Origin of the sequence: Rhodococcus sp. LW-XY12 (genome assembly GCF_019317345.1) — a bacterium.
Classification (GTDB): domain Bacteria; phylum Actinomycetota; class Actinomycetes; order Mycobacteriales; family Mycobacteriaceae; genus Rhodococcus; species Rhodococcus pyridinivorans.
This window is the reverse complement of sequence record NZ_CP079225.1, coordinates 5,105,589-5,130,895: the sequence shown is the minus strand read 5'-3', so window position 1 is coordinate 5,130,895 and position 25,307 is coordinate 5,105,589. Positions and strand designations below refer to the sequence as shown.

Sequence of the window (25,307 nt, the reverse complement as noted above, 5' to 3'; positions counted from 1 at the left end):
CGTCTCGTGGTCGTTTCCGTACCATACGGTGGGCGGGAGACCCTCCCGTCCGGATTTTCGGTACCGAGAAAGTGGAACGAGTGACGAGCCCGACAAGGTCGACATCCTCGCGCGCCGCCGCGGCCGCAGCGAAGAAGCGCAGGGGACGCATCGTTCGCTACGCCGTACTCGTCGCGTTCGTTCTCGCCGTGCTCGTCCCGCTCGGGATCTTCGCCACCGCCTACTACTCGGCGGAGGTGCCGACCCCGGCGGACATGAAGACGAACCAGCTCGCGCGGGTCTACGCATCCGACGACGCCACCGAGATCACCCGGGTGGTCCCGCCGGAGGGCAACCGTGTCGAGGTCGGGATCGCGCAGATCCCCGAGCACGTCCGCAACGCCGTGCTGTCGGCGGAGGACCGCAACTTCTACAGCAACCCGGGCTTCTCGATCACCGGTTTCGCACGCGCAGCCCGCGACAACGTCATGGGCAAGGACACCGCCGGCGGCGGTTCCACGATCACGCAGCAGTACGTCAAGAACGTGCTCGTCGGCTCCGATCGCACGCTCGAACGCAAGATGCGCGAACTCGTCATCTCCACCAAGATGGCGCGGCAGTGGTCGAAGGACGAGATCCTCGAGGCGTACCTCAACACCATCTACTTCGGTCGCGGCGCCTACGGCATCGGCGCGGCGTCCCAGGCGTACTTCGGCAAGCCCGTCGAGGAACTGTCGGTCTCCGAGGGCGCCGTCCTGGCCGGGGTGATCCAGACACCGTCGTCGCTCGACCCCGAGTACAACCTGCCTGCCATCGAGGAGCGCTGGAACTACGTGCTCGACGGCATGGTCGAGATGAAGGTCCTCGACCCGGCCGAGCGGCCGGACCAGGTGTTCCCCCCGACGGTGCCGTCGGACACCCTCGTGCTGGCCACCGAGGCGACCGGACCGGAAGGTCACATCCGTACCCAGGTGCTGCGTGAGCTGTCCGCGGCGGGGATCAGCGAACAGGCCCTCAACACCGAAGGTCTGCGCATCACTACCACCATCGACCTGAAGGCCCAGCAGGCGGCGATCGACGCCGCTCGGTCCACGCTGTCCGGCGAACCCGGGGAACTGCGCACCGCCGTGGTCTCGATCGATCCCCGCTCCGGTGCCGTGCGCGCCTACTACGGCGGTGAGGACGGTGCCGGTTTCGACTTCGCACAGGCCCCCGTCCAGACGGGTTCGGCATTCAAGGTGTTCGGCCTGCTCGCCGCGCTCGACGACGGGATCGGCCTCAACGCGCGTTTCGACAGCTCCCCGCTCACGGTGGGCAATATCCGCATCGGCAACGTCGAGGGTGAGTCGTGCGGACGTTGCACGATCGCCGAGGCGCTCAAGCGGTCGCTGAACACGAGCTTCTACCGGCTCATGATGTCCATGTCGAACGGCCCGCAGAAGATCGCCGACGCCGCGCATGCGGCGGGGATCCCGCTGACGATCCCCGGGGTCGAGGGGCAGACGCTGAGCGAGAACGGCGGTCCGCCGGAGGGCGGCATCGTCCTCGGCCAGTACCAGGCACGGGTCATCGACATGGCTTCCGCCTACGCGACGATCGCCGCGTCCGGTGTCTTCCACGAGCCGTACTTCGTGCAGAAGGTCGTCACGGCCGACGGTGTCGTGCTCCTCGATCGTCCGCCGTCACCCGGCGAGCAGCGCTTCGACGCCGCGGTCGCCGACAACGCAACCCAGGCCATGATGCCGATCGCCGCATACTCGCGCGGGCACGCGCTCGCCGGTGGCCGGCCGTCGGCGTCGAAGACCGGCACCACGCAGCTCGGCGACACCGGGTTGAACAAGGACGCCTGGATGGTCGGGTACACGCCGTCGCTGTCGACGGCCGTGTGGATGGGCACCCCCGACGCCGGGGCGATCACCAACAGCTGGGGCGGGTCGATCTACGGTTCCGGACTGCCGTCGGACATCTGGAAGGGAACGATGGACGGCGCCCTCGAAGGCACGCCAGTCGAGAGCTTCCCGTGGCCGGCGCCGATCGGTGGTCAGGCGGGTGTCCCGAAGGACGCCGGCATCGAGACCACCACCGCTCCCCCGGCGCCGACCTTCCAGCTGCCCGACCTGTCGAACCTGCCGCCGATCACGATTCCCGCGCCGCCGGTCGATCTGCCCGTCCCGGTGCCTTCGCAGATCGAGGTGTTCCCCGGCGTGACGATCCAGATCCCCGGCTTGTAGATCCGCACTCCGCCCATCGAGGGGAGGTGGTTCGGGTCTACGGCCCGGCCAGCACCGCCGGCAGCAGCGCGGCCGAACAGTCGACGACCTCGTCGACGCTCGGTGTGCCTTCGCGGAACCGGTCGATGGCCAGCGACTCCACGAACGCCCACCACGCCCGCAGCCGCATGCGGGTGACGGGGGTGTCATCGCAGCCCAGCGCCGCGACGACCCGCTCGACCATGGTGTCGCGCATCGAGTCGTGGATGTCGCGGATCTGAGGGTCGGAGCCGACGCCGCTGTGGAAGAACGTCTGGTAGTTGTCGCCGTGGCGGTCGATGAACGACACGAACGGGTGCAGCACCGCCCGGAGGGGATCCTGCTCGTCCGGATCGGGATCCGCCGCGCGGAGCAACCGGCGTGATGCGGCGCCGACGACGGCGACGTAGAAGTCCTGCTTCGTGGGGAAGTAGCGGAACAGCAGGCCGCGGGAGATGCCGGCGATCTCGGCGACGCGGTCGATCGACAGGGCGTGGATCGGGCGCGTCGACAGCTCCTGCAGCCCGATCGCCACGAGTTGCCGGCGACGTTCCTCGGGTGGCAGGCGACGCCGTCCTTTGGACGCCTCTTGTCGCGGGGTGCTCACACCGATAGCCTAACTGAGCATCGCTCAGTTACGACCGCCCGACCGGGCAGATTCCCGGTCGAACTCGACGGAAGGCACCCGATGGATTTCGCACAGTCCGAGCGCAGTCGCGACTATCTCGAACGCCTCCGAGCGTTCATCGTCGCCGAGGTCACGCCCGTCGAACAGCGACTGCGGGCCGAGCGACGCACCCCGGGTGAGGGACGACGCGACATCGACGCCGCCGAGAGGTGGGCCGTCTCCCCCGAATTCCGCGAGCTGCAGCGCAAGGCCCGCGCCGAGGGCCTGTGGAACCTCTTCCTGCCCGACGCCGAACTCGGTGCCGGACTGTCGAACATCGAATACGCCCCGCTCGCCGAGGAGATGGGCCGCTCGCAGTTCGCCTCCGCGGTGTTCAACTGCGACGCCCCCGACACCGGCAACATGGAGGTCCTCTACCACTACGGCAGCGAGGCGCAGAAGGAACAGTGGCTGCGCCCGCTCCTCGACGGTGAGATCCGTTCGGCCTTCTGCATGACCGAACCCGAGGTCGCGTCGTCGGACGCGACGAACATGGCCGCGACCGCCGTGGTCGAGGGCGACGAGATCGTGCTCAACGGCCGTAAGTGGTGGAGCACCGGCGTCGGCCATCCCGACTGCAAGGTGCTCATCTTCATGGGCCTGACCGATCCGGAAGCCCACAAGTACCAGCGACATTCGATGGTCCTCGTGCCCTTCGACACCCCCGGCGTGAAGGTCGAACGCATGCTCCCGACGATGGGCTTCTTCGACGAGCCCGGCGGCCACGGCGAGGTGTCGTTCACCGACGTGCGACTGCCGCTCGATGCCGTCATCGCCGGTCCCGGACGAGGATTCGAGATCGCCCAGGGCCGGCTCGGTCCCGGCCGCATCCACCACTGCATGCGCCTCGTCGGGCTGGCCGAGCACACCCTCGAACTCGCGTGTCGCCGCGGCCTCGAGCGCACCGCCTTCGGCAAGCCGATCATCAACCTCGGTGGCAACCGCGAACGCATCGCCGACGCCCGTATCGCGATCAACCAACTGCGGCTGCTCGTCCTGCACGCGGCCTGGCTGCTCGACACGCAGGGACTCGCCGGAGCGCGCTCGGCGGTCTCGGAGATCAAGGTCGTCGCACCGCGCGTCACCCAGCAGATCGTCGACTTCGCCATCCAGATCCACGGTGGTGGCGGCCTTTCCGACGACTTCCCCCTCGCCGGTGCGTGGACGGCGGCGCGAGCACTGCGTCTCGCCGACGGACCCGACGAGGTGCACCAGGGGCTCGTCGCCCGGTTCGAACTCGGCAAGTACGCGTGAGAGGGAGATTTCGACGATGACCACACTTCCCGACAACGCCCGCACCGTTCGCGAGGAGGACGCCTTCGACGTCGACGCGGTCGCGGCGTGGATTGCCGAGCACGCCGGCATCACCGGAGTGCCGGAGGTCCGCCAGTTCTCCGGCGGCGCATCCAACCTGACCTACCTGCTGCGCTATCCGGATCGCGATCTCGTGCTGCGCCGGCCGCCGGCCGGGGCGAAGCCGTCGTCCGGTCACGACATGGCACGCGAGTACCGCATCCAGTCGATGCTCGCACCGGTCTACCCCTACGTGCCCACCATGATCGGCCTGTGCACCGATCACAGCGTGCTCGGCAGCGACTTCTACGTCATGGACCGCGTTCCCGGAACCATCCTGCGGACGAATCCGCCCACGCAACTCGACCTCTCCGAAGCGGATACCCGCACCCTGTGCCTGCGCATCGTCGATCTGCTCGTCGAACTGCACGGCATCGATCCGGAGTCCGCAGGACTGTCCGAACTGGGTCGCGGATCCGGTTACGTCGCACGGCAGGTCGCGGGCTGGACGTCGCGCTACGCCAAGGCCCGCACCGACAACGTCCCCGACTTCGCCCGTGTCACCGAGTGGTTGGCGGCTCGGCAGCCGCAGGACGTCGCGCAGACCGTGATCCACGGCGACTTCCGGCTCGACAACATCGTCCTCGACGAGAACGATCCGCTGAATCCGGTCGCGGTCCTCGACTGGGAGCTGGCCACCATCGGCGACCCCCTGATGGACCTCGGCTCGTCGCTCGCCTACTGGGTCCAGGCGGACGACGACGACATGCTGCTGCTGACGAAGCGACAGCCGTCCGATCTCCCCGGCATGCTCACTCGTCAGGAGATCGTCGAATACTATTCCGAGCGAACCGGACTGCCGGTGGACGGTTGGGGATTCTACGAGGTGTTCGGACTGTTCCGCCTCGCCGTGATCGCCCAGCAGATCTACTACCGCTATCACCACGGCCACACCTCCAATCCTGCCTTCAAGGACTTCTGGATCGTGGTCGGCTATCTCGAATCCCGTTGCAGTGCATTGATCGATCGATACGAGAAGGAGAGCCGATGAGCCGCCCGCAGCGACGGAACATCCTCATCACCGGTGCGAGTTCCGGCCTCGGTGCCGGAATGGCGCGTGAATTCGCCGCGCGAGGAAGGAATCTCGCGCTCGCCGCTCGGCGCGTCGAACGGCTCGAGGAGCTGCGGGACGAACTGCTCGCCGCGTACCCGGGCATCACCGTGAGCGTGCGCGCTCTCGATGTGAACAAGCACGACGACGTGTTCACCGTCTTCCGCGAGTTCGACGAGGAGCTCGGTGGTCTCGACCGGGTGATCGTCAACGCCGGCCTCGGCAAGGGACAACCGCTCGGTACCGGCTACTTCCGCGCGAACGCCCAGACGGCGAACACCAACTTCCTCGGTGCACTGGCGCAGAGCGAAGCGGCCCTCGAGCTCATGCGGCCCCGTGGGCGCGGGCACGTCGTCCTCATCTCGTCCATGAGCGCGGTGCGGGGCATGCCGCGCAACCTGACGACCTACGCCGCGTCGAAGGCCGCCGTCGCCTCGCTCGGTGAGGGGATGCGGGCCGACCTCGCCGACACCGACATCTCGGTGAGCACGATCTTCCCGGGATACATCCGGTCGGAGATCAACGAGAAGGTGAAGAAGGTCCCGTTCATCGTCGACACCGAAACAGGTTGTCGCGCACTGGCGGCTGCGATCGAGAAGGAACCCGCCAAGGCGTACGTGCCGGGCTGGCCGTGGATTCCGCTCGGCTACGCGATGAAGGTGCTGCCGCTGTCGGTGATCCGGAAGATGGCGTAGGCGGGTCCGGAACCCACAGCGGCAACGGCGAAGGCCGCATCCCACGTGAGGGATGCGGCCTTCGCCGGAAATACTGCCGGAGAACGACTTACGCGTCGGCTCCGATGATGAACGCCTCGAGCTGGGCACGAGCGGAATCGTCGGCCATCTGGACCGGCGGGGACTTCATCAGGTATGCCGAAGCCGGGAGAATCGGGCCGCCGATGCCGCGGTCCTTGGCGATCTTCGCCGCGCGGATGGCGTCGATGATGATGCCGGCCGAGTTCGGGGAGTCCCAGACCTCGAGCTTGTACTCGAGGTTCAGCGGGGCGTCACCGAAGGCGCGACCCTCCAGGCGGACGTATGCCCACTTGCGGTCGTCGAGCCACTGCACGTAGTCGGAGGGGCCGATGTGCACGTCGCGGTCGTGGACCTTGCCGGCGAGGGGGCCGTTGAGGTTCGACGTGACGGCCTGGGTCTTGGAGACCTTCTTCGACTCCAGACGCTCGCGCTCGAGCATGTTCTTGAAGTCCATGTTGCCGCCGACGTTGAGCTGGTACGTGCGGTCGAGCACGACACCGCGGTCCTCGAACAGCTTTGCCATCACGCGGTGGGTGATGGTGGCGCCGACCTGCGATTTGATGTCGTCGCCGACGATCGGGACACCGGCGTCGGTGAACTTCTGCGCCCACTCGGGGTCGGAGGCGATGAACACGGGGAGAGCGTTGACGAAGGCGACGCCCGCGTCGATGGCGCACTGCGCGTAGAACTTGTCGGCCTCTTCGGAACCCACGGGGAGATAGGAGACGAGAACGTCGACCTGGGCGTCCTTGAGCGCCTGAACCACGTCGACGGGCTCGGTGTCGGACAGCTCGATGGTCTCGGCGTAGTACTTGCCGATGCCGTCGAGCGTGTGGCCGCGCTGCACGGGCACGCCGAGCGGCGGCACATCGGCGATCTTGATGGTGTTGTTCTCGCTCGCGAGGATCGCCTCGGACAGGTCGAAGCCGACCTTCTTGGCATCCACGTCGAACGCGGCGACGAACTGGACGTCGCGCACGTGGTAGGGACCGAATTCGACGTGCATCAGGCCGGGGACGGTGGTCTCGGCGTCCGCATCCTTGTAGTACTCGACGCCCTGGACCAGGGAAGAGGCACAGTTCCCCACGCCCACAATGGCCACGCGCACCGCGGTGCTGTTCTCACCCATGGTCGGGTTCTCCTTCTTTGTTGCGTGCTGCTGACGACTGCTCGGCGGCGATGAGTTCGTTGAGCCAGCGCACTTCGCGCTCGCTGGACTCGAGGCCGAGCTGATGGAGCTGACGGGTGTAACGATCGAGTGTGCCGCTGGCCCGTCCGATCGCATCGCGGAGCGCTTCTCTGCGCTCCTCGACCTGGCGGCGCCTGCCTTCGAGAATTCGCATCCGCGCTTCGGCGGGAGTGCGACCGAAGAAGGCGAGGTGCACGCCGAATCCGTCATCGGTGTAGTTCTGCGGTCCCGTGTCGGCGACCAACTCGGTGAAGCGTTCTCGACCCTTCGGGGTGAGCTGATAGACGCGGCGGGCACGTCGTTTCACGGGACCGGGAATTCCCGGATCCTCTTCGATGAGGCCGTCCGCCTGCATTCTCCGCAGAGTCGGATAGAGCGACCCGTAGGAGAAGGCGCGGAAGGCTCCGAGGAGCCCGGTCAGACGCTTGCGCAGCTCGTAGCCGTGCATGGGCGATTCGAGGAGGAGCCCGAGTATCGCCAGTTCCAGCACGGGTCACCTCCTGTTTCCGTTCGAACCAACCGATTGATACGACACGGAACTATATCGCGCCGATATATACGACGATACGCCCCCTACGGTTCGTGTCACGTCCGGTTGCGGGCGGGCACCCTTCGCCGGACCCGATCGGACATGCGTCGGTGCCACCTCGACCACCCGTCTTCGATGTCCGGTGGGCCACTCCCCGCCCCTCGCCGCATCGCCCGCACGTACTCTGGAAGCCGTGCGAATTCAGCGGCAGGTGGTGGACTACGCGTTGCAGCGGCGCTCGCTGCTCGCAGAGGTCTACTCGGGGCGACGCGGAGTCAGCGAGGTCTGCGACGCGAGCCCCTATCTGCTGCGGGCGGCGAAATTTCACGGCCGGGGCAGCGATGTGATGTGCCCCATCTGCCGTAAGGAGCAGTTGACTCTTGTCTCGTGGGTCTTCGGCGACAAACTCGGTCCGGTGTCCGGGTCGGCGCGCACCCCCGAAGAGTTGGTGCGTCTGGCCGCCAGCCAGGAGGAATTCTCGGTTCACGTGGTCGAGGTGTGCCGCACCTGCAGCTGGAATCACCTGGTGCAGTCGTACGTCCTGGGATCGCAACCAGCACCCAAGAGCCCGCGTCGCCGGTCGACGGGATCGAGCCGTCGTACCGCCAGCGAGTGAAGGGGTACCGGCAACGTGCCCGTACGCTTTCTCGTGGAGTTCGCTCCTGGGTCCGACCCGCACGACCTGATCGTCGCGTCGTCCGCTGCGCACATCGTCGATCGACTGCCGTCCGTCGGCATCGCCGATCGGCTCTTCGTGGAGCAGTGTCGAGGCCGCGGCGTGATGCGTCGCGAGAACAGTTGGAGATGAGTACGTGAGTTCCCCCGACAACGAACCCGAGGACAACAAGGCCGTCCCGCCCCAGCGCAGCGGTCCCGCCGGACCGCAACCCGGGCAGCAACGTCCCGGTCCTCCTGCCGGTGCCGGTCAGGGACAGCCGGGTCCGGGACAGCCCGCTCCGGGACAGCAGCGCCCTGCCCAGGGCCCGGTGCAGGGTCGTCCGTTGCCGCCGCAACCGCGCCCGCAGGGCCAGCCGGGAGCACAGGGCCAGCCGGGCCGACCGGGCGGACAGCCCGGTGGTCCCGCAGGTCAGCAACCGCCGCGCCCCGGCGGCCGGCCGCCGTACCCGCCCCAGGCTCCCGGTCAGGGACAGCGTCCTCAAGCCCCCGTCCAGGGACAGCGCCCTCAGTCCCCCGGCCAGGGACAGCGTCCTCCGGCTCCCGGTCAGGGGCAGGGACCGGGCCCCCAGCAGGGCCGACCGGGACAGCCGTACCCACCGCGCGGACCGGTGCCCGCCCCGGGCGCCAACCAGCCGCGTAACCCCAACCAGTCGATGCCGCCGCGTCCCGGCACGTTGCCGCCCGGCGCGGTGCCTCCCGTCCAGCGCACGCCGCAGGCCGATCCGACCGTCGCCATGCGTCCCGGAGCGGACGCGGCAGGTGCGCAGCGTCCCGGAGCGGACGCGGCAGGTGCGCAGCGTCCCGGAGCGGACGCGGCAGGTGTACAGCGTCCCGGAGCGGATGCCCCGACGCAGCGGGTCTCCGCGGCGAGCGCTGCAGTCGGTGCGAGCGCTGCAAAGAGTGCGAGTGCTGCGGACGATGCACCCACGACGCGCGTTGCCGGTGGCCCGCCCGCAGGCGGACCTCCCACGGTTCCGCCCGGCGGCGGTTCGGGTGGCGGCGCCGGGGGTGGAAAGGGCGACGGCAAGAGCAACCGCTGGCGCACGATCCGCCGGATCGGTTACGGCGTGGTCGCCGCCGGCATCCTCGTCCCGATCCTCATGTTCATGCTGGCGTACATCGTCCAGGACGTGCCGCGCCCCGGTGAGCTGCAGACGAACCAGGCCGCGACCATCTTCAACTCCGACGGCCAGGGTGTCATCACGAAGGTGATCCCACCGGAGGGCAACCGCACCGAGGTCGAACTCGACGCGATCCCCGTGCACGTCCGCAACGCCGTGCTCGCCGCCGAGGACCGCGATTTCTACAGCAATCCCGGCTTCTCGGTCACCGGCTTCGCGCGTGCCGCCCGCGACAACGTGCTCGGCCGCGACAGCGCTGGTGGTGGTTCGACCATCACCCAGCAGTACGTGAAGGTCGCCGTCGTCGGTTCCGAGCGGACGTTGACGCGAAAGCTCAAGGAGCTGGTGCTGTCGACGAAGATGGCGAACCAGTGGGCCAAGGACGACATCCTCGCGGCCTACCTCAACACCATCTACTTCGGTCGCGGTGCCTACGGCATCGCAGCGGCGTCGAACGCGTACTTCGGCAAGCCCGTCGGTGAGCTCACCGTCGAGGAGGGCGCCGTGCTCGCGTCGTCGATCCAGTTGCCGTCGCTGCTCGATCCCGAGCAGAACCCCGAGGGTGCGGAGGCGCGCTGGAACTACGTGCTCGACGGCATGGTCGCCGCCGGCACGCTCGATGCCGCCGAACGGTCGGGTATGAAGTACCCGGCCTACGTGCCGATCGCTGAGCTCGACAACGGCGACCAGTCGTCCGGCCCCGAAGGTCTGATCAAGAACCAGGTGCTCGCCGAGTTGTCCCGCGAGGGCATCGACGAGAACCTCCTCAATACGGCCGGTCTCCAGATCACCACGACGATCGACCCCCAGGCCCAGCAGTCGGCGGTCGAGGCGGCGCAGAGCAATCTCGAGGGCGAACCAGAGGAGTTGCGTACCGCGGTGGTGTCGGTCGATCCCCGGTCCGGGGCGATCCGCGCCTACTACGGCGGGGAGAGCGGTGTCGGTTACGACTTCGCCCAGTCCGGTCTGCAGACGGGTTCGTCGTTCAAGGTGTTCGGCCTGGCCGCCAACCTCGACCAGGGCGTGCCGTTGTCGCAGACCTACGACAGCGGTCCGCTGACGGTCAACGGCATCAAGATCGGCAACGTCGAGGGCGAGTCGTGCGGGCAGTGCACCATCGCCGAAGCGCTCAAGCGGTCGCTGAACACGAGCTTCTACCGGATGATGCTCGAGATGGACAACGGCCCGCAGGCCATCGCCGACATGGCGCACAAGCTGGGTGTCGCGAAGGAACTGCCGGGCATCGGTGAGACACTCACCGAGCCGGAGGGCGTCGGCCCCAACTACGGCATCGTGCTGGGCCAGTACCAGTCGCGCGTGCTCGACATGGCCTCGGCGTACGCCACGCTCGCGGCGTCCGGCCGTCATCACGAGCCGTACTTCGTGCAGAAGGTCGTGACGTCCGACGGCGAGGTGCTCCTCGACCGTGGCACCCCTGCCGGTGAGCAGGTCGTCGATGCGGCGGTGGCCGACAACACCACTTCCGCGATGACCCCGATCGCCGCGTACTCGAACGGCCACGCCCTGGCCGGCGGCCGTCCGTCCGCGTCGAAGACCGGTACCGCTCAGCTCGGCGACACCGGCTCCAACAAGGACGCGTGGATGGTCGGTTACACCCCGTCGCTGTCGACCGCGGTGTGGGTCGGCACCGAGGAGGGCCTGCCCCTCGAGAACAGCTGGGGCGGCATGATCTACGGCTCGGGTATCCCGTCGGACATCTGGAAGGACACGATGGACGGCGCTCTCGAGGGCACCGAGGTCGAGTCGTTCCCGAAGCCGGAACCGATCGCCGGTGTCTCCGGCGTGCCGGCGTGGACCGCGTCGACGACAGCTCCGGCCACCCGTGAGCAGACCACCACCTCGCGTGTCGTGCCGAGTCTTCCCGAGGTTCCGGAGATCACCACGCAGAACGTGGAGATCTTCCCCGGCGTCACCATCCCCGTTCCGGGTGTCGCCCCGCAGACGACCACCCAGAACGCGCCCTCCCGTCCCGGTAACGGCGGTCAGGAGGAGGAGAGCGAGGATACCGGCGGCGGAACCGGCGGTGGTACCGGCGACGACTCCGACGAGGGTGGATCGCCTCCGCAGAACCGCATCCCGGGACTCGAGAGCCCCGCGATCCCGGGCGCGCAGGGAGGCGGATTCCAGGGCGCGCAGGGCGGTAGTCCCCAGGGCGCGTTCGAATACGCTCCGGCCGGGTAGCCTCGCCGCGTGAGCGACGACCGGGGATCCGACGCCCGGCCGGTGGTGTCCGCTGCACCACCGGCCGAGGATCGTCGTTCCCTGGACTGGCGCGACACCCCCGGGCGTACCGACCCGACGGTGTCGCGCCTGACCGCCGTCATCGGCGGTCCGGTGGGCCGGCACGCCGTGCTCGGGCGCACCCGCTTCTTCACTCCCCTGCGGGCGATGTTGCTGCTCGCGGTCGTCTTCCTCGCCTTCGGCTGGTTCACGAAGGCGGCCTGCGTCCAGCAGGGACCCGTCGGTCCCGACGGCGCGCTCGGCCTGGACTGGAGCGGCAACCGGCAGTACGTGGCGATGTGTTATTCCGACATCGTTCCGCTCTACGGTGCCGAACGGCTCGCCGAGGGCGCCTTCCCGTACCGGACGTCGTGGGAGGAACCCGGCCCGGACGGGCAGGTGCAGACCCGGTACATGGAGTATCCGGTGCTCGCGGGGCTCTACCAGTACGGCTCGATGCGCATCGCGAAGGCGTGGGACGCCACACCGTGGCTCCCCGATGCACTGCAGGTCGCGATCTACTTCGCCGTCGTCGCGGTCGGTCTCGCGCTCGCCTGGCTCGTCACGGTGTGGGCCACCGCGATGTCGGCGGGCCGCAGGATCTGGGACGCCGCGCTCGTCGCGGCGTCACCACTGGTCGTGGTGCACGCCTTCACGAACTTCGATGCCCTGGCCACGGCCTTCGCCGCGGGTGGTCTGCTGGCGTGGGCCCGCCGTCGACCGGTTCTCGCCGGCGTCCTGCTCGGCCTCGGTGCGGCGACGAAGTTGTATCCCTTGCTGTTGCTCGGTCCGCTGCTGGTGCTGTGCCTGCGGACCGGCCACCTGCGGTCGTTTGCCCGCACCGCGGGAGCGGCCGCCGCGGCGTGGCTAGTGGTGAACCTGCCGATCATGGTGCTGTACCCGAGCGGGTGGGCGGAGTTCTTCCGACTCAACTCCGATCGCGGAGCGGATCCGGATTCGATCTACAACGTGCTGCACTCGTTCGTGGGCTGGCCGGCCTGGTCGGCCTCGACCTTCAATGGGGTCTCGCTCGTGTTGTTCGCCGCGGCCTGCGCCGCGATCGGGTGGATCGGGCTCACCGCGCCGCGCCGTCCCCGCCTCGCGCAGCTGTGTTTCCTTCTCGTCGCGGCCTTCCTGCTCACGAACAAGGTGTGGAGTCCGCAGTATTCGCTGTGGCTCGTGCCGCTCGCCGTGCTGGCCGTACCCCACCGGCGCGCACTGGTCGCCTGGATGACGATCGATGCGCTGGTGTGGGTTCCGCGCATGTACTACTACCTCGGTCCCGATCGGAAGGGGCTGCCGGAGCAGTGGTTCACCGCCACGGTCTTCCTGCGCGACGTCGCCGTCGTGGCACTGTGCGCGGTTGTGCTGTGGCAGATCCGGCGTCCGGTGCGGGATCCCGTGCGGTACGGCTTCGTCGACGATCCCGTCGGTGGTGTGCTCGACCAGGCTCCCGACCGTCCGCCACGATGGCTGCCCGCCAGGTTGCGACCTGCTCACCATCGGGTCACAAGAGAAGAATCATCCGAACGAGGGATGTCGGAGACTTCGTCGGTCCCCTAGGCTCGGGAACGAGCACGAGGGGGGACAATGGCGAACGGCGGACGGGGATTCGGAGCGGGGACGGATGTCACCGCCTCACAGTTCACGACGTGTGAGTTGGCGTGGACGGTCGCGAGCGGCGACGCCACCGCGATCCCACGACTTCTGCGCGACCTGCATCCGCTCGTGATCGCCTACTTCCGGGCCCGTGCGAAAGCTGCCGGAGGTACCTTCGCCGACGCCGATCGTCTCGCCCTGGCCGCCTGCCGTGCGATTCTCGCCGGGCTCACCGCGCCGTCCGGAGCCGACCGACCTTTCCTGCGGTTGGCCTACACGCTGGTCGCCGACGCGGCCGATGCCGAGTTCGCGAGCCCGCGGGCCTTCCCTCTGACCCGACTCCAGCAGGAGATCCTCATCCTGCGCACCATCGTGGGTCTCGACTCGTGGCAGACCGCGGTGGCGCTCGCCGTGGCGCCGGGACGGGTCGGTGTCGAGCAGCACGCGGCGCTGAGTTCCCTGCGCGCGGCCTGAACCGGGTGGACAGAGTCCGCATCCACGGGTGCGAGATGAACAGCCGCCTCGCCGCTTCGGTCTTCGAGTCCGCTGCCAGTCAGGTGAGCAGAACTTCCTTTTCGCGGGCGGGGTAACTCCCGGGGAGTGGTGGGAATCTGGTGAGGACATCCGGACAGGTCCACGGCGTGTCGATCCCTCACCGGGGGTGGGCCATCGCGTAGTGATCAACGAGTGAACTACCACAGTGACTCACAGAAAGCAGCTATGCGATGACCCACGATCATCCTGCCCTGCCCTGCCCTGCCCTGCCCTGCTCGCTCAGCTCGACGCACTCACCGGCGCCGACAGCGCCAGCGTGTTCGCCGAACTGATCAGCACCGGCCTGCAGGCCTGCAGGCGCTGATCGAAGCCGAGGCCACCGACAAACTCGGTGCCGGCCGGTATGAGCGCACCGCCACCCGCACCACGCAGGCGTTGAGTTTGGCCAGGGTTCGTTTTGCCGAGATTCGCAGTACGAACTACCAGCCAGAGATAGGCGGCCGCACCGACGCGCACCACAGGCATCGGATCGGACCAGCTGCCGAACCACATTCGTGGGGCGTACCCGCACCTGCACGCGGGTACTCGCCCGGCCATGGCCACCGATCGCACCCGCGCAGATCCGTCGCTGCGACTGTCCGTCGGCCGGGAGCAGGTCGTGATCGACAACCGGTACGAGACAGCCTCGATCGTCAACGACGTCCTGATCGCGGTGTTCTTCACCGTCGGCAGCGTGTTGTTCTTCTTCGACTCCACCCAGACCGCCGGCACCTGGCTGTTCTTGCTCGGCTCGCTCGATTTTCTCGCCCGGCCTGTGATCCGCCTGAGCCGGCGCACTCATCTGCGACGGCTGGGACATCACTCCGGCGCCACCGGCGGTGACTACGACTACTGACCGTCCCGATCTGGGTCCGCGATCCGCGCACGAGCCCGCTCGTTGAGCCGTGCAGGATTGCCAGAGGTCGATCCGGGAATGCGACGGTCATGCACATCGATGTCGTTCTCGCCGTGGTCGGCGCGCTCGGCGTGGTCGTGGCAGCGATTTCCTCGACGATGCGACGCCTGCCGTTGTCCGAACCCCTACTCGGTCTGCTTGCCGGGGTACTGCTCGGTCCCCAACTGCTCGATGCGTTGCCGATTGCACCGGTGACGGTCGAGCACGGTCTGTTCCATGAACTCGCCCGGATCCTGCTGGCCGTGTCCGTCATGGCGGTTGCGTTGCGTTATCCCATCGCCGCGGTGCGTCGCCACCGCCGCGCACTGGCCGTGTTGCTGTTGATCGTCATGCCCGCGATGGCGGCGATCTCGGCCGGACTCGGATGGGCGATGGCCGGTTTACCGTTGGCCGCGGCGCTGCTGTTCGGCACCGCGATCTGTCCCACCGATCCGGTGCTGGCCTCGAGTGTGGTCACCGGCGATCTTGCAGAACGTGACCTTCCCGCCCGGGACCGACAGCTGCTCTCGCTCGAATCCGCCGCGAACGACGGCCTGGCGCTGCCACTGGTGGTCGCCGCGATCGCGGTCGCCGGCCCACTCAGCGCCGGTGCGGCGGTCACCGAATCACTGTGGCAGGTCCTCGGCGCCCTGGTCGCCGGCGCACTCCTCGGCGCCGTCGGCGGTGCAGCACTGCGACTGGGTGACAAGCACGGCGCCACCGCACACGGCCCGGCCCTGTTATTCACCGTTGTGCTTGCCCTGGGCATCCTCGGCGTGGCCGGTCTGCTGCACGTCGACGGGGTGCTCGCCGTATTCGTCGGCGGCCTGGCCTTCAACGCCGTCGGCACCGGCGCCGAACGGACTTCCGAAGTCGAGATCGACGAGGCCGTCAACAGGTTCGCAGTCCTGCCGTTGTTCTTCCTGCTCGGCGCCGCCCTGCCGTGGCAACAGTGGGCCGAGCTGGGCTGGAAGGCACCCGCCCTGGTGGTCGCTGTCCTGCTTCTGCGGCGGATCCCGGTCGTACTGTTGTTGCGACGGCCACTGCACCTACCGCTGCGCGACGCGGTGTATCTCGGCTGGTTCGGGCCGGTGGGGGTATCCGCATTGTTCTATCTGACGATGGAAGCCGAACGCCTCGGCGTCGACGACGCCGTGCTCGGCGCCGGCACGCTCGTGCTGACCGCAAGCACGGTCGCGTTCGGTCTCACCGGCGCGGCGGGACGCAAACTCTACATCCGGGCCGGAGCAGGACGAGGCGATCGCGTGCAACCGACCCCTGATAGGGACCGGAGGTAGACGGCAATGACGTGGTTACTCAGTGCGCTCGGCGCAGGGGGAGCCCCCCGGCACTCATCGCAGGGGCGTTGCGGGACATCTATGCAACGTTGTGGCATCCCCACGGGCTGGGCACGCTGAGCCGCTGGGTGTGCCGAATCATCTGGTCGATCGCCGGGAGGATCTGCCGGCACGGCCTGCATCACCAAACCCCTCGACTTCGATCAGTTCGCCGACGTGATCCGCAAGATCGACAACTCTTTCTTGCATGTGGTGCGGCTACCCGGCCACCCTCCCACACCCAGCACGCTCTGAGTCCGAGCGGCCGGCAGAGTTGAGATCACCGCGACGCTCGCCTTCCGGCTCGTCGAACGTGGCGGCGGACGGGACGAGGCGAACCAGGCCGCTGCCTGGGCTGAGGTCACCGCGATCGCCGCTACGCGCACACCCTTTCTGCCCGCGGCCTCGAGGAGCGTGACCGGTAGCCCTGTCGTGAGAGGGACGGATCATTCCGGGCACGAATTGACCCGGACCGCACCGAGTGATTGCAATCGCATAACCATCAACCCACATCCTCTCTCCTGCCTTGGCACGCCTCCACCGCGTTACTAGGGTGGACCGTAGAAACGAAAGCGCAAGATCCACCGCCGATTTCACGATGCACCATAGATCGCAACAGTTGCTTCGCCGCAACGAACAGCGTATCGGAGGGCGCACCCGCCGGGTAACGCCGATCGGATCGAGCACCCAGTCCCGCACACAGCACACATCGGGTTGGGACGGCGGACCGAGCACCGTGCGCGATGCCGCCGCTTTCGTGGATTGGAGCACACGATGCGAACCAGAAGCCGCCTGTCCGGCCTGCTCAGCCTCCTGATACTGATCTGGTTGATCATCGGCGCCGTCGCCGCAGGACAACGCGGATACTACGGTGACGCCTCGACCAACTGCGCCAGCGTCGGCACCATCGCCGTAACCATCGTGGCCGGACCCCTGAACTACATGGGCATCAACCCGACCGTGGACTGCGAGTATCCGCAACCCACCAGCTGAGCAGGATCATGAACTCGCACTTCTTTCTCCCCCGGACCGTGACCACCGAATGGATCAAGCTGCACCTGGACCGCATGTACGCGCCGACCTCAGCAGACCGGCCCGAGCGCGACATCCCGGTCGGCGACACACGGCCGAACACCTCCACCGAACCGCACTGAACTCGCCTCGGACAGCGCGTGGCGCCCATGTCGAGCACCCCTCGAGATCTCGACCCCTCACACTGCCTCGCAGCAGTGATGTCACATCGCCCCGTGCGGCCCATGTAAAGCATGCTGAGGAACATCGATGAATCCCTACTATCCCCTCGCTGTCGCCATCTACCTCCTCGTGGCCGTGTGGCAGGGCACCCTCGGCACATTCTGACCACCCACGGGATCGCCCTGGTGCCTGCTTCGGACCGATGAAGGGAGAAACCGATCATGCGTACCCACAACTCACACCCCGCCCGGCGTTCCGGTGACGCCGACCCAACCCCCACCGGGTCCGCAGACCACACCGCACCCGCAGCTGGAGCGGTCGAACCGACCCGCACCGGCCGGATGCTGGTGGCACTGACAGTAGGAGCTGTGGTCACCATCGCGCTGCTGGTGTTCATCCTGCAGAACACCGAACGCACCGCCATTGCCTTCTTCGGCTGGAATTTCACCCTCCCGCTGGGCGTGGCGCTACTGTTCGCAGCTCTGGCGGGACTGCTGATCGCCGCGGTGATCGGCGGCGCCCGGATCTGGCAGCTGCGCCACGCCTACCGCAAAGCGCAGTGATCCGGCGAACGTCCGAACCGACGCCCGGTCGATCACGACGAAAGGAGACCCTGTGGAACCCCCTGCACGACATCGCCTACCCACCCACCGCATCTCGGCCGCGCGTCGCCGCGCCTGGTCGCTCCTCGTTCTCGCGTTGACGGCGCCCCTGCTCGTCGCATGTGGGGCAGGGCAGATCACCCAAACCGATACCCAGCAGGCCGCCATCAACGGCACCAACGCCGAACTCGGCGACCTGCTGCTGCGCAATGTGTACTTCGAGGCCGAACCCACCGATCCAGCCGTCCCCCGATACGGACAGGTCACACTCTCCTTCACCGTCATCAACCAGTCCTCCACCCCCGACCGGCTCGTCTCGATCGACTCCCCCGCCGGAGAGTTGACACTCGATGCCTCCGATCAGGTACGCGAACTTCTGCCCGGCAGTTCCCTGGCCGCCGGAGAACCCATCGAACAACTCCGACCGACCACGGCACCGGATCGACCTCTGACGGTGCGCGGCCGATTCCCCGCCGAAGCGATCCGCCCCGGCCTGACCCACCCGGTGACCTTCACCTTCGAACGAGCCGGCACGGTCACCTTCGAGGTGCCCTTCGACGCCTGGACCCCGAACGAACCGCTGCCCACCGAGCGGCCGCTCCCGCCCCAGCCGGCGAGCCCTTGATATCTCGACGTCTCTGCACGACAGGAATTCTCAACCATTCTCACACCGATGCGGCCCTGCCCTTCGCGGTGTACGCCCTCGATGACCCGGTCCGTGTGGTCATCGACGTCGCCCCCTGATTCAGGAACGCACCCAGGAATCCCGGCACAGCGACAACTGCCTCGACCCACCGGCACGACCCACCCCGGCATCGGCCGAGCGGAGTTCTCAGCCCGAGCACCGACCATCGGGTTCGTAGGCGAACATGAACATGCACATCCGGGCCACGCCCGTTGTCGCCGGGCGGCCCAGGAAGCCCGCACCCGGGCCGTAGTCGACGGGGACGCCGCGCCGAAGTCCGCACGGTTTGTGACAGTCACCGCGAAGGGCCGGCGGCTGGACACTGCCTCGCTCGAACGCGCCAGGATGCTCGTCGGCCTGAAAGGCTACGTCACCAACCTTCTTGTCTCCCTGATGGATCCGAGCGAGATCATCGGCAAGTATCACGAGTTGTGGCATGTCGAACAGTCGTTCCGGATGTCGAAGACGGATCTGCGGGCCCGGCCGATCTTCCACCGCACCCGCGATGCGATCGAGGCGCACCTGACGGTGGTGTTCGCGGCATTGGCGGTCTCCCGGGTGGTGCAGGAACGCAGCGGTCTCGCGATCGTCAAGGTCGTCAAACTGCTGCGTCCGCTGCGGTCGGCGACCATCGCGATCAACGGCACCCGACACATCTTCCCACCGCAGGTCGACGCCGACCTACAAGGACTGCTCGAACGGATTTCGGGGTCCTCACTCACGCACTAACGAAAGGAGCCAACTCGGGCGGCGGAGGACGGTCGAATGGTTTGCCGCTGTGGGACATCGCCGATACCGTTGCGGCGGTGGAACTGCCGTCTCTGAGCCCATCCGTCGAGGATCGGTTCAGCGGTGCCGCGGCACTGTCGAAGACCGGATCACTCGCTGCAGCAGGAACATCCGGCGGGTCCGTGCACCTGTGGATCTGGCGGACCCTGCAGCGCCGCAGTTCGCCGGGACAACCGAGGGCGTCGTCACGGTGTCGTCGGAGTGGTCGAGTTCGCTCCCGACCGACCCGTCGTGGCGGTAACGGCGACGGGGAACGCGAAAGTCGCGATCGTCGGCGCCTCCGATCTCGCTGCTCCGCGTGTCGTCGGCACCTTCGAAGCCGACAACTATCCGTACATGCTGTCGTGGCATCCCACTGCCGACATCGTGGCTGTAGCGAGTGCCGGCGGTCTCGTCGAACTGTGGGATCTTTCCGATCCCACCGACCCGACTCGGATCTCCGAGTCGTCCGGATTCGAGAGTCAGGCGCAGACGGTCGCGTTCGGTGGCGACGGAACGATCCTGGCCGCGGCGAGCACCGACCGCAGTGTGCGCCTGTGGGATGTCGCGGAGCCTGCCGCCCCACGCGAACTGGCACGGATCACCGGGCCGGCGGACGCGGTGTACTCGCTGCACTTCTCCCCCGGCGGGGATCGTCTCGCGGCGGGCGTCGGCGACGGGTCGGCGTGGATCTGGGACGTCACCCGACCGGACTCCCCCATCACCCACGCGGTGCTCACCGCCTACGGAAGCCGGGTCTACGACGCCACCTTCACGCACGACGGAGCGGTGCTCGTCGGAGGTGGTCCCGACCGTTCCGTACGGCTGTGGCAACTCGACCCCGAGCCCGTCGCGGCGACACTGTGTTCCACCGTCGGCACTCCGGTGACCGAGGACGAATGGGAACGGCACCTGCCGGGTGTTCCCTTCCGGCCGCCGTGCGGCGACACGGCGTGAATCGGAATGGCCGGAAGATGTTCCGACCGAGACAGATTCATCCGATAGCAGGATACGCACAGGCCTCGCGGTGTGGGAACGTCCTGGTGGGGGATTCAACGCATCGATCATCGGAGGAAGCATGTCTCGTATTCGCAGGTCGGGTCTGCGCGCGGTTCTGACGGCGGTCACGGTGGCGGCGGTCGCATTCGGTGCGCCCGTTGCCGCTTCGGCCGCTCCCACCGGCAGCGCCGGCAGCAACGATCTGCCCGGCAGCGTGTCCGAACTGCCCGGCAGCGTGGTGGATCTGGGTGGACGGGCGATCGATCTGGGCAGTGCGATCCTGGGCAACGGATCATCGCTGCCGACGACCCAGCAGTGCAACCAGTCGCGGCAGTCGGGAGGGGAAGGTGTCACCGGCACCTACCACGAGTTGGGTCGCAGTGGTGAATGTGCCGGCAGGTAGCGCATCCTCGATTCTCGTCCGAGTGACCGGGGATCCCGGGACGGACTGGGACTACCTGGTCAACTGCCCGATCCTCTGACGGTCAGATCCGTAGGGCGGTGAACGGCGCGACCGGGATGTTGCGCACGACGAACCACATCGCCGTCAGGATCAGCACGAGGTGCGGGGGCCACCGGTATCGCGTCCACCGCGGCATCGGTGTGCCCCGCGCCCTGCTCCACGTCCACAGACCGAAGGACACGGTGAGCACGGCCAGCGCGACGAGACCGAGGGCGTTGTAGTGCAATGCTGCCGGCACGTCGAGATGGACGAGCGAATACAACATCCGCGACGAACCGCAGCCGGGACACAGGATTCCGAACAGTGAGTAGGTGGGGCACGGCGGAATGACCCCGCCCGGCGTGGTCGGGTCGGCCCACGCCACCGCGGCGCACACCGCGACCGCACCCACGGCGATCGCCATGGGGGCTGCGAGCGCGCGCCTCGTCCTCATCGCACCGTGCGCTCCTCGAGCCGGGCGCGTACCCCGGGCCACTCGTCGTCGGTGAGGGAGAACAGCGCGGTGGTCCGCCAGCTGCCGTCGCGGCGCCTGCGGTGCTTGCGGAGCAGGCCCTCCTCGGTGGCGCCGAGCCGGCGCAGGGCGTCGCGCGAACGGGTGTTGCGTTCGTCGGCGTGCCAGGTCACGCGCACGGCCCCGAGGTCGTCGAAGGCGCGCTGCAGCAGAAGCAGTTTCGACTCGCTGTTCACGTGGGTCCGCTGCACCCGGGTCGACAGCCAGGTGTAGCCGATCACCAGTGTGCGGTGGGCCGGTTCGAGGAGGTAGTAGGACGTCGACCCCAGCACCTCGCCGGTCGCCCTGTCGACGATTGCGTAGGGCAGCCGGGACGGATCGGCCACGGCCTCGCGCACGAACGTGCGCGCGTCGTCGAGGTCGCGGATCACAAGGTGTGCCCAGGCGAAGATCGTGTCGGGATCGTCGGCGGCCTTCAGCAGACCTTCGACGTGCGCGTCGGCGAGGGGCTCGAGTCGGATACGAGGGCCCTCGAGGACGGGATGTTCCATCCAGTTATCGTTCATTGCGCTCTCCCGGTCGTCGTCGGACGGCGAGCGTAGCCCGTCCGTTCCGTCTGCTGCCACGGAGTTCTGGGCGGGACGCGCAGGAAGACGAAGAACAGCACGACCAGCAGGACCGCGCGTCCCCACACTCCGATGTGGACGAGCGTGAGCGGCAGGGCCATGTCCGTTTCGCCGGCGGTCGCGGCGAACCACCGGAAGATGCCGATGCCGATGGCGAGATCGGCGAGCAGATAGGCGACGACGAGACCCCATGGCACGCGCAGCAGAATCAACATCGGCAGCAGCCACAACGTGTACTGCGGTGAGTGCACCTTGTGGAAGAGCATGAACCCGCACAGCATCGCGGCCCCGGTACCGAGCCACGGATAGACGCCGTCGCGGAAATATCGGCGCCATCCGAGCCACAGGGCGAGCGCGAACGACAGCGCGATCAGCGTCGGCGACAACTGGGCCACCAGCTCGTTGTACTGGGGGGTGTTCTCGTATTCCTGGTAGCCGCCCATCAGCGGCCGCAGACCCCAGTACCAGATGGAGTTGCTGGTCCCGTCCGCTTCCCGGTTCTGCTGGAAGGCGAACGACGCCCGCCAGCCCTCGTAGCCGAGGATCGCGAAGGGCAGGTTGATCGCGGCGACCGTCGCTGCCGCCGTGCCCGCGACGGCGAGGGCGCCGGGGACGTCCCGCTTCCGATCGGGTGAGCTCCCGCCGGTGAGAACATAGGCCATGAGCGGCAGAACGAAGATGCCCGGATAGAGCTTGAGACAGAAGCCCACGCCCAGCAGCACTGCCGCGACCACTCCGCGAGTCCGCAGCGGCCAGCGTTCGATCGTCAGCACCGCGACGGCGGTGACGGTGACCGCCACGACCGGCAGGTCCCAGTTGAGGAAGGCGTAGAGCACGAGCGGCGGCGTGAGCGACCACAACAGCGCGGCCCATCCGGCCATCCGGGCGAGCAACCACGCGGTGACCAGCCCGAAGGGGGCGAGCAACAACGCCGACTGCAGGAGGAACTCCGCATCGGTGTGGGCACCGATGGCCCCGATCCACATGAGCACCCCGCTGAGCACGGGGTACTCGACGGTGCCCCCGGTCAACGCTCCCGACGAGGTGATGCCCCCGTCGACGAAGGGGAAGACGTGGAGGTTGATGCCGCGGCCGATCCACAACTGCTGGATGTCGGAATAGCAGACGTCGGCGTCCTTGATGTCCTCGAACCGCAGCGTGCGGCCCTCGGCGTCGAAGGTGGGGCCGGCGCACCGGGCCTTGTTCAGGTAGCCGAACCACATCATCACCGCGCACGTCAGGACGGCGACGAGCGAGACGGTCCCGGAGCTCGTGCGCATGTCCTCACCCTAGGACAAATCCCCTGCCCGCGACGGTCGGCGATTTCGCTGGTCGCCGGGCCGTCGTGTACCCTTCATGGGTTGCTGACGCAACGACCCTCCTGTCACGGAACGTCCGTGACCGTTCACAGTCCATAGGAGGTGATGAGGTCTTATGCGTCATTACGAATTGATGATCATCCTGGACCCCAGCCTGGACGAGCGCACTGTCGCTCCCTCGCTGGAGACGTTCCTCAACGTCATTCGCCAGGAAGGCGGCAAGGTCGACAAGGTCGACGTGTGGGGTAAGCGCCGTCTCGCCTACGAGATCGCCAAGAACAGCGAAGGCATCTACGCGGTGATCGACATCAGCGCGACGCCTGCTGCCGTTGCAGAGCTGGATCGCCAGCTCGGCCTGAACGAGTCGGTGCTCCGCACCAAGGTTCTGCGCCACGGCAAGTGAGCCTGTCGGCGCCGGGCCGTAGGCTCTGGCGCATCAGGACTCCCCACACTGCAGGAGGAACCACATGGCAGGCGACACCGTCATCACCGTGGTCGGCAATCTGACCGCCGACCCCGAACTGCGTTTCACCCCCGCGGGTGCTGCGGTTGCGAACTTCACCGTTGCATCCACGCCCCGCGTGTTCGACCGTCAGTCCAACGAATGGAAGGACGGCGAGGCTCTGTTCCTGCGCTGCAACATCTGGCGTGAGGCAGCGGAGAACGTGGCCGAGAGCTTGACTCGCGGCTCGCGTGTGATCGTGCAGGGCCGGCTCAAGCAGCGCAGCTACGAGACGCGTGAAGGCGAGAAGCGCACTGTCGTGGAGCTCGAGGTCGACGAGATCGGCCCCTCGCTCCGTTACGCCACGGCCAAGGTCACCAAGGCCGGTCGCGGTGGCGGTGGCGGAGGCTTCGGTGGTTCCTCCGGTGGATCGGGCGGTGGCCGTCCCGCTCAGAACACGAACGTCGGCGGAGACGACCCGTGGGGCGACGCCCCGCAGTCGGGTTCCTTCGGTGGTTCCGGGGACGACGAGCCTCCGTTCTGATCCGACCTCGATCGGAACATCCAAAATTACGGAGAACGACCATGCCTAAGTCGCCCGCGCGCGAGAAGGTTTTGAAGAAGAAGGTCTGCACCTTCTGCAAGGAAAAGAACGTGCAGATCGATTACAAGGACACGACGCTGCTGCGCAAGTACGTCAGCGATCGCGGCAAGATCCGCGCTCGCCGCGTCACCGGCAACTGCGTGCAGCACCAGCGCGACGTCGCTGTTGCTGTCAAGAACTCTCGTGAGGTGGCTCTGCTCCCTTACGTCTCGACGACTCGCTGAGGAAAGGGAGGGACACGATGAAGCTCATCCTTACTGCTGACGTGGACAACCTCGGTGCGCCTGGCGACACCGTTGAGGTCAAGGACGGCTACGGCCGCAACTACCTGCTGCCCCGCGGCCTGGCGATCGTCGCCACCCGTGGTGCCCAGAAGCAGGTCGAGGGCATCCGCCGTGCCCAGGAGGCTCGCGCCGTGCGTGGCCTCGAGCACGCTCAGGAGCTCAAGGCCGCCATCGAGGGCCTCGAGGACGTTTCGCTGAGCGTCAAGACCTCGAGCGACTCGGGCAAGCTGTTCGGCTCGGTCACCGCTGCCGATGTCGCCGGTGCTCTCAAGGCTGCCGGTGGCCCGGTTGTCGACAAGCGCATCATCGAGCTGCCCAAGGCCCACATCAAGGCGACCGGCAAGCACCAGATCGTCGTGAAGCTGCACCCGGATGTCACCGCGAAGTTCACGCTGAACGTCGTGGCTGCCTGATTCTGGCCCCTCGAGGAGCCCCGCGCCTGGTCGGCGTGGGGCTCCTCGTCGTCTGTGCACAGCCTGTGGATAAACCGGGGGGTAAACCACACCGTTGTGACTCCTCGGAATGTCGTTCGGGGAACGAATGGGTGAACACGCCCGGCCCTCCGACACGCCGAAATTCTTCTTCTCCACACGTGTGAACAGACATTTTTCTGCTCCTACCTGCAGTTATGAGAGATGTGAGATGTGTTGTCCCCAGGTTGTACACATCCCGTGCACAAGGCTGTCCTCCTCT

Annotated in this window: 28 protein-coding genes and 1 pseudogene; 22 read left to right on the top strand and 7 right to left on the bottom strand. The window is 67.4% G+C overall.

What is annotated here, in order from left to right; genetic code table 11:
* Positions 1-80: 80 nt before the first annotated feature.
* On the top strand, positions 81-2,210 hold the full coding sequence (locus KXC42_RS23825; protein ID WP_006550828.1) for a transglycosylase domain-containing protein: 2,130 nt from the start codon (positions 81-83) through the stop codon (positions 2,208-2,210).
* 37 nt (positions 2,211-2,247) lie between these two features.
* Here the strand turns inward: KXC42_RS23825 and KXC42_RS23820 are convergent, their stop codons facing one another.
* Entirely contained in the window at positions 2,248-2,835 is a 588-nt protein-coding gene (locus tag KXC42_RS23820; protein ID WP_033098472.1) for a TetR/AcrR family transcriptional regulator, read from the bottom strand.
* A gap of 81 nt (positions 2,836-2,916) precedes the next feature.
* On the opposite strand from KXC42_RS23820, the gene KXC42_RS23815 reads away from it, so the two are divergent.
* From KXC42_RS23815 to KXC42_RS23805, 3 genes are read left to right on the top strand one after another with little or no spacing between them, the layout of a single operon-like run.
* Complete coding sequence (locus KXC42_RS23815) at positions 2,917-4,149, top strand: acyl-CoA dehydrogenase family protein (protein WP_006550825.1); 1,233 nt, start codon at positions 2,917-2,919, stop codon at positions 4,147-4,149.
* A gap of 16 nt (positions 4,150-4,165) precedes the next feature.
* Complete coding sequence (locus tag KXC42_RS23810; RefSeq protein WP_219129712.1) at positions 4,166-5,239, top strand: phosphotransferase family protein; 1,074 nt, start codon at positions 4,166-4,168, stop codon at positions 5,237-5,239.
* A complete protein-coding gene (locus KXC42_RS23805; protein WP_006550823.1) occupies positions 5,236-5,994 on the top strand; it encodes an SDR family oxidoreductase in 759 nt (252 codons plus the stop codon). The genes KXC42_RS23810 and KXC42_RS23805 overlap by 4 nt, the downstream gene beginning before the upstream one ends.
* A gap of 88 nt (positions 5,995-6,082) precedes the next feature.
* Here the strand turns inward: KXC42_RS23805 and KXC42_RS23800 are convergent, their stop codons facing one another.
* Both KXC42_RS23800 and KXC42_RS23795 read right to left on the bottom strand, forming a co-directional pair.
* Positions 6,083-7,183, bottom strand: coding sequence for an inositol-3-phosphate synthase (locus KXC42_RS23800; protein ID WP_006550822.1), 1,101 nt, complete (start codon positions 7,181-7,183; stop codon positions 6,083-6,085).
* Positions 7,176-7,733 carry a PadR family transcriptional regulator gene (locus KXC42_RS23795; RefSeq protein ID WP_006550821.1) on the bottom strand — a complete coding sequence of 186 codons (558 nt, stop codon included), beginning with the start codon at positions 7,731-7,733 and terminating at the stop codon, positions 7,176-7,178. The genes KXC42_RS23800 and KXC42_RS23795 overlap by 8 nt, the downstream gene beginning before the upstream one ends.
* 232 nt (positions 7,734-7,965) lie before the next feature.
* On the opposite strand from KXC42_RS23795, the gene KXC42_RS23790 reads away from it, so the two are divergent.
* The 5 genes from KXC42_RS23790 to KXC42_RS23770 all read left to right on the top strand — a co-directional run bounded on the left by KXC42_RS23790 (position 7,966) and on the right by KXC42_RS23770 (position 13,885).
* Positions 7,966-8,388, top strand: a complete 423-nt coding sequence (locus KXC42_RS23790; RefSeq protein WP_172414849.1) for a DUF5318 domain-containing protein — start codon at positions 7,966-7,968, stop codon at positions 8,386-8,388.
* 15 nt (positions 8,389-8,403) lie between these two features.
* On the top strand, positions 8,404-8,580 hold the full coding sequence (locus KXC42_RS23785) for a hypothetical protein (RefSeq protein ID WP_153811623.1): 177 nt from the start codon (positions 8,404-8,406) through the stop codon (positions 8,578-8,580).
* 523 nt (positions 8,581-9,103) lie between these two features.
* Positions 9,104-11,773 carry a transglycosylase domain-containing protein gene (locus tag KXC42_RS23780; RefSeq protein WP_064060760.1) on the top strand — a complete coding sequence of 890 codons (2,670 nt, stop codon included), beginning with the start codon at positions 9,104-9,106 and terminating at the stop codon, positions 11,771-11,773.
* Between the two features lie 9 nt (positions 11,774-11,782).
* Complete coding sequence (locus KXC42_RS23775; protein ID WP_219129711.1) at positions 11,783-13,375, top strand: glycosyltransferase family 87 protein; 1,593 nt, start codon at positions 11,783-11,785, stop codon at positions 13,373-13,375.
* Between the two features lie 27 nt (positions 13,376-13,402).
* On the top strand, positions 13,403-13,885 hold the full coding sequence (locus tag KXC42_RS23770) for an RNA polymerase subunit sigma-24 (protein WP_219129710.1): 483 nt from the start codon (positions 13,403-13,405) through the stop codon (positions 13,883-13,885).
* A gap of 300 nt (positions 13,886-14,185) precedes the next feature.
* Here KXC42_RS23770 and KXC42_RS27845 read toward each other — a convergent pair whose 3' ends face one another.
* Positions 14,186-14,458, bottom strand: coding sequence for a hypothetical protein (locus tag KXC42_RS27845; RefSeq protein WP_373922203.1), 273 nt, complete (start codon positions 14,456-14,458; stop codon positions 14,186-14,188).
* Between the two features lie 43 nt (positions 14,459-14,501).
* Between KXC42_RS27845 and KXC42_RS23760 the strand changes: the two genes are divergently transcribed.
* From KXC42_RS23760 to KXC42_RS23720, 9 genes and pseudogenes are all read left to right on the top strand, one after another.
* Positions 14,502-14,801, top strand: coding sequence for a YrhK family protein (locus KXC42_RS23760; protein WP_219129709.1), 300 nt, complete (start codon positions 14,502-14,504; stop codon positions 14,799-14,801).
* Between the two features lie 89 nt (positions 14,802-14,890).
* The gene (locus tag KXC42_RS23755) at positions 14,891-16,138 is read left to right on the top strand and encodes a cation:proton antiporter (protein ID WP_019290543.1); all 1,248 of its coding nucleotides are present in this window, start codon (positions 14,891-14,893) and stop codon (positions 16,136-16,138) included.
* An 813-nt stretch (positions 16,139-16,951) separates the two neighbouring features.
* The gene (locus KXC42_RS23750) at positions 16,952-17,170 is read left to right on the top strand and encodes a hypothetical protein (protein ID WP_006550812.1); all 219 of its coding nucleotides are present in this window, start codon (positions 16,952-16,954) and stop codon (positions 17,168-17,170) included.
* Between the two features lie 8 nt (positions 17,171-17,178).
* Positions 17,179-17,331, top strand: a complete 153-nt coding sequence (locus tag KXC42_RS23745) for a hypothetical protein (RefSeq protein ID WP_156665104.1) — start codon at positions 17,179-17,181, stop codon at positions 17,329-17,331.
* 261 nt (positions 17,332-17,592) lie between these two features.
* A complete protein-coding gene (locus tag KXC42_RS27460) occupies positions 17,593-17,934 on the top strand; it encodes a lipopolysaccharide assembly protein LapA domain-containing protein (protein ID WP_232333413.1) in 342 nt (113 codons plus the stop codon).
* Between the two features lie 52 nt (positions 17,935-17,986).
* The gene (locus KXC42_RS23735; protein WP_094979692.1) at positions 17,987-18,598 is read left to right on the top strand and encodes a hypothetical protein; all 612 of its coding nucleotides are present in this window, start codon (positions 17,987-17,989) and stop codon (positions 18,596-18,598) included.
* Between the two features lie 282 nt (positions 18,599-18,880).
* A pseudogene (locus tag KXC42_RS23730) lies at positions 18,881-19,387 on the top strand (transposase); the annotation flags it as partial.
* Positions 19,388-19,678: 291 nt separating this feature from the next.
* Positions 19,679-20,383, top strand: a complete 705-nt coding sequence (locus tag KXC42_RS23725) for a WD40 repeat domain-containing protein (protein WP_219129708.1) — start codon at positions 19,679-19,681, stop codon at positions 20,381-20,383.
* 121 nt (positions 20,384-20,504) lie between these two features.
* Positions 20,505-20,828, top strand: coding sequence for a hypothetical protein (locus KXC42_RS23720; RefSeq protein ID WP_006550807.1), 324 nt, complete (start codon positions 20,505-20,507; stop codon positions 20,826-20,828).
* Positions 20,829-20,910: 82 nt separating this feature from the next.
* Here KXC42_RS23720 and KXC42_RS23715 read toward each other — a convergent pair whose 3' ends face one another.
* From KXC42_RS23715 to KXC42_RS23705, 3 genes are read right to left on the bottom strand one after another with little or no spacing between them, the layout of a single operon-like run.
* Positions 20,911-21,291 carry a DUF2752 domain-containing protein gene (locus KXC42_RS23715; RefSeq protein WP_006550806.1) on the bottom strand — a complete coding sequence of 127 codons (381 nt, stop codon included), beginning with the start codon at positions 21,289-21,291 and terminating at the stop codon, positions 20,911-20,913.
* 26 nt (positions 21,292-21,317) lie between these two features.
* A complete protein-coding gene (locus KXC42_RS23710) occupies positions 21,318-21,905 on the bottom strand; it encodes a GNAT family N-acetyltransferase (protein ID WP_019290550.1) in 588 nt (195 codons plus the stop codon).
* The gene (locus KXC42_RS23705) at positions 21,902-23,245 is read right to left on the bottom strand and encodes a glycosyltransferase 87 family protein (RefSeq protein WP_219129707.1); all 1,344 of its coding nucleotides are present in this window, start codon (positions 23,243-23,245) and stop codon (positions 21,902-21,904) included. Before KXC42_RS23705 ends, KXC42_RS23710 begins: the two co-directional genes overlap by 4 nt.
* 154 nt (positions 23,246-23,399) lie before the next feature.
* On the opposite strand from KXC42_RS23705, the gene rpsF reads away from it, so the two are divergent.
* From rpsF to rplI, 4 genes are all read left to right on the top strand, one after another.
* Complete coding sequence (gene rpsF / locus KXC42_RS23700; protein WP_006550802.1) at positions 23,400-23,687, top strand: 30S ribosomal protein S6; 288 nt, start codon at positions 23,400-23,402, stop codon at positions 23,685-23,687.
* Between the two features lie 64 nt (positions 23,688-23,751).
* The gene (locus tag KXC42_RS23695) at positions 23,752-24,270 is read left to right on the top strand and encodes a single-stranded DNA-binding protein (protein WP_006550801.1); all 519 of its coding nucleotides are present in this window, start codon (positions 23,752-23,754) and stop codon (positions 24,268-24,270) included.
* Positions 24,271-24,311: 41 nt separating this feature from the next.
* Positions 24,312-24,554 (top strand): 30S ribosomal protein S18, encoded by a 243-nt coding sequence (gene rpsR, locus KXC42_RS23690; protein ID WP_006550800.1) that lies wholly within the window; start codon positions 24,312-24,314, stop codon positions 24,552-24,554.
* Positions 24,555-24,571: 17 nt separating this feature from the next.
* On the top strand, positions 24,572-25,027 hold the full coding sequence (rplI, locus tag KXC42_RS23685) for a 50S ribosomal protein L9 (protein WP_006550799.1): 456 nt from the start codon (positions 24,572-24,574) through the stop codon (positions 25,025-25,027).
* Positions 25,028-25,307 lie beyond the last annotated feature (280 nt).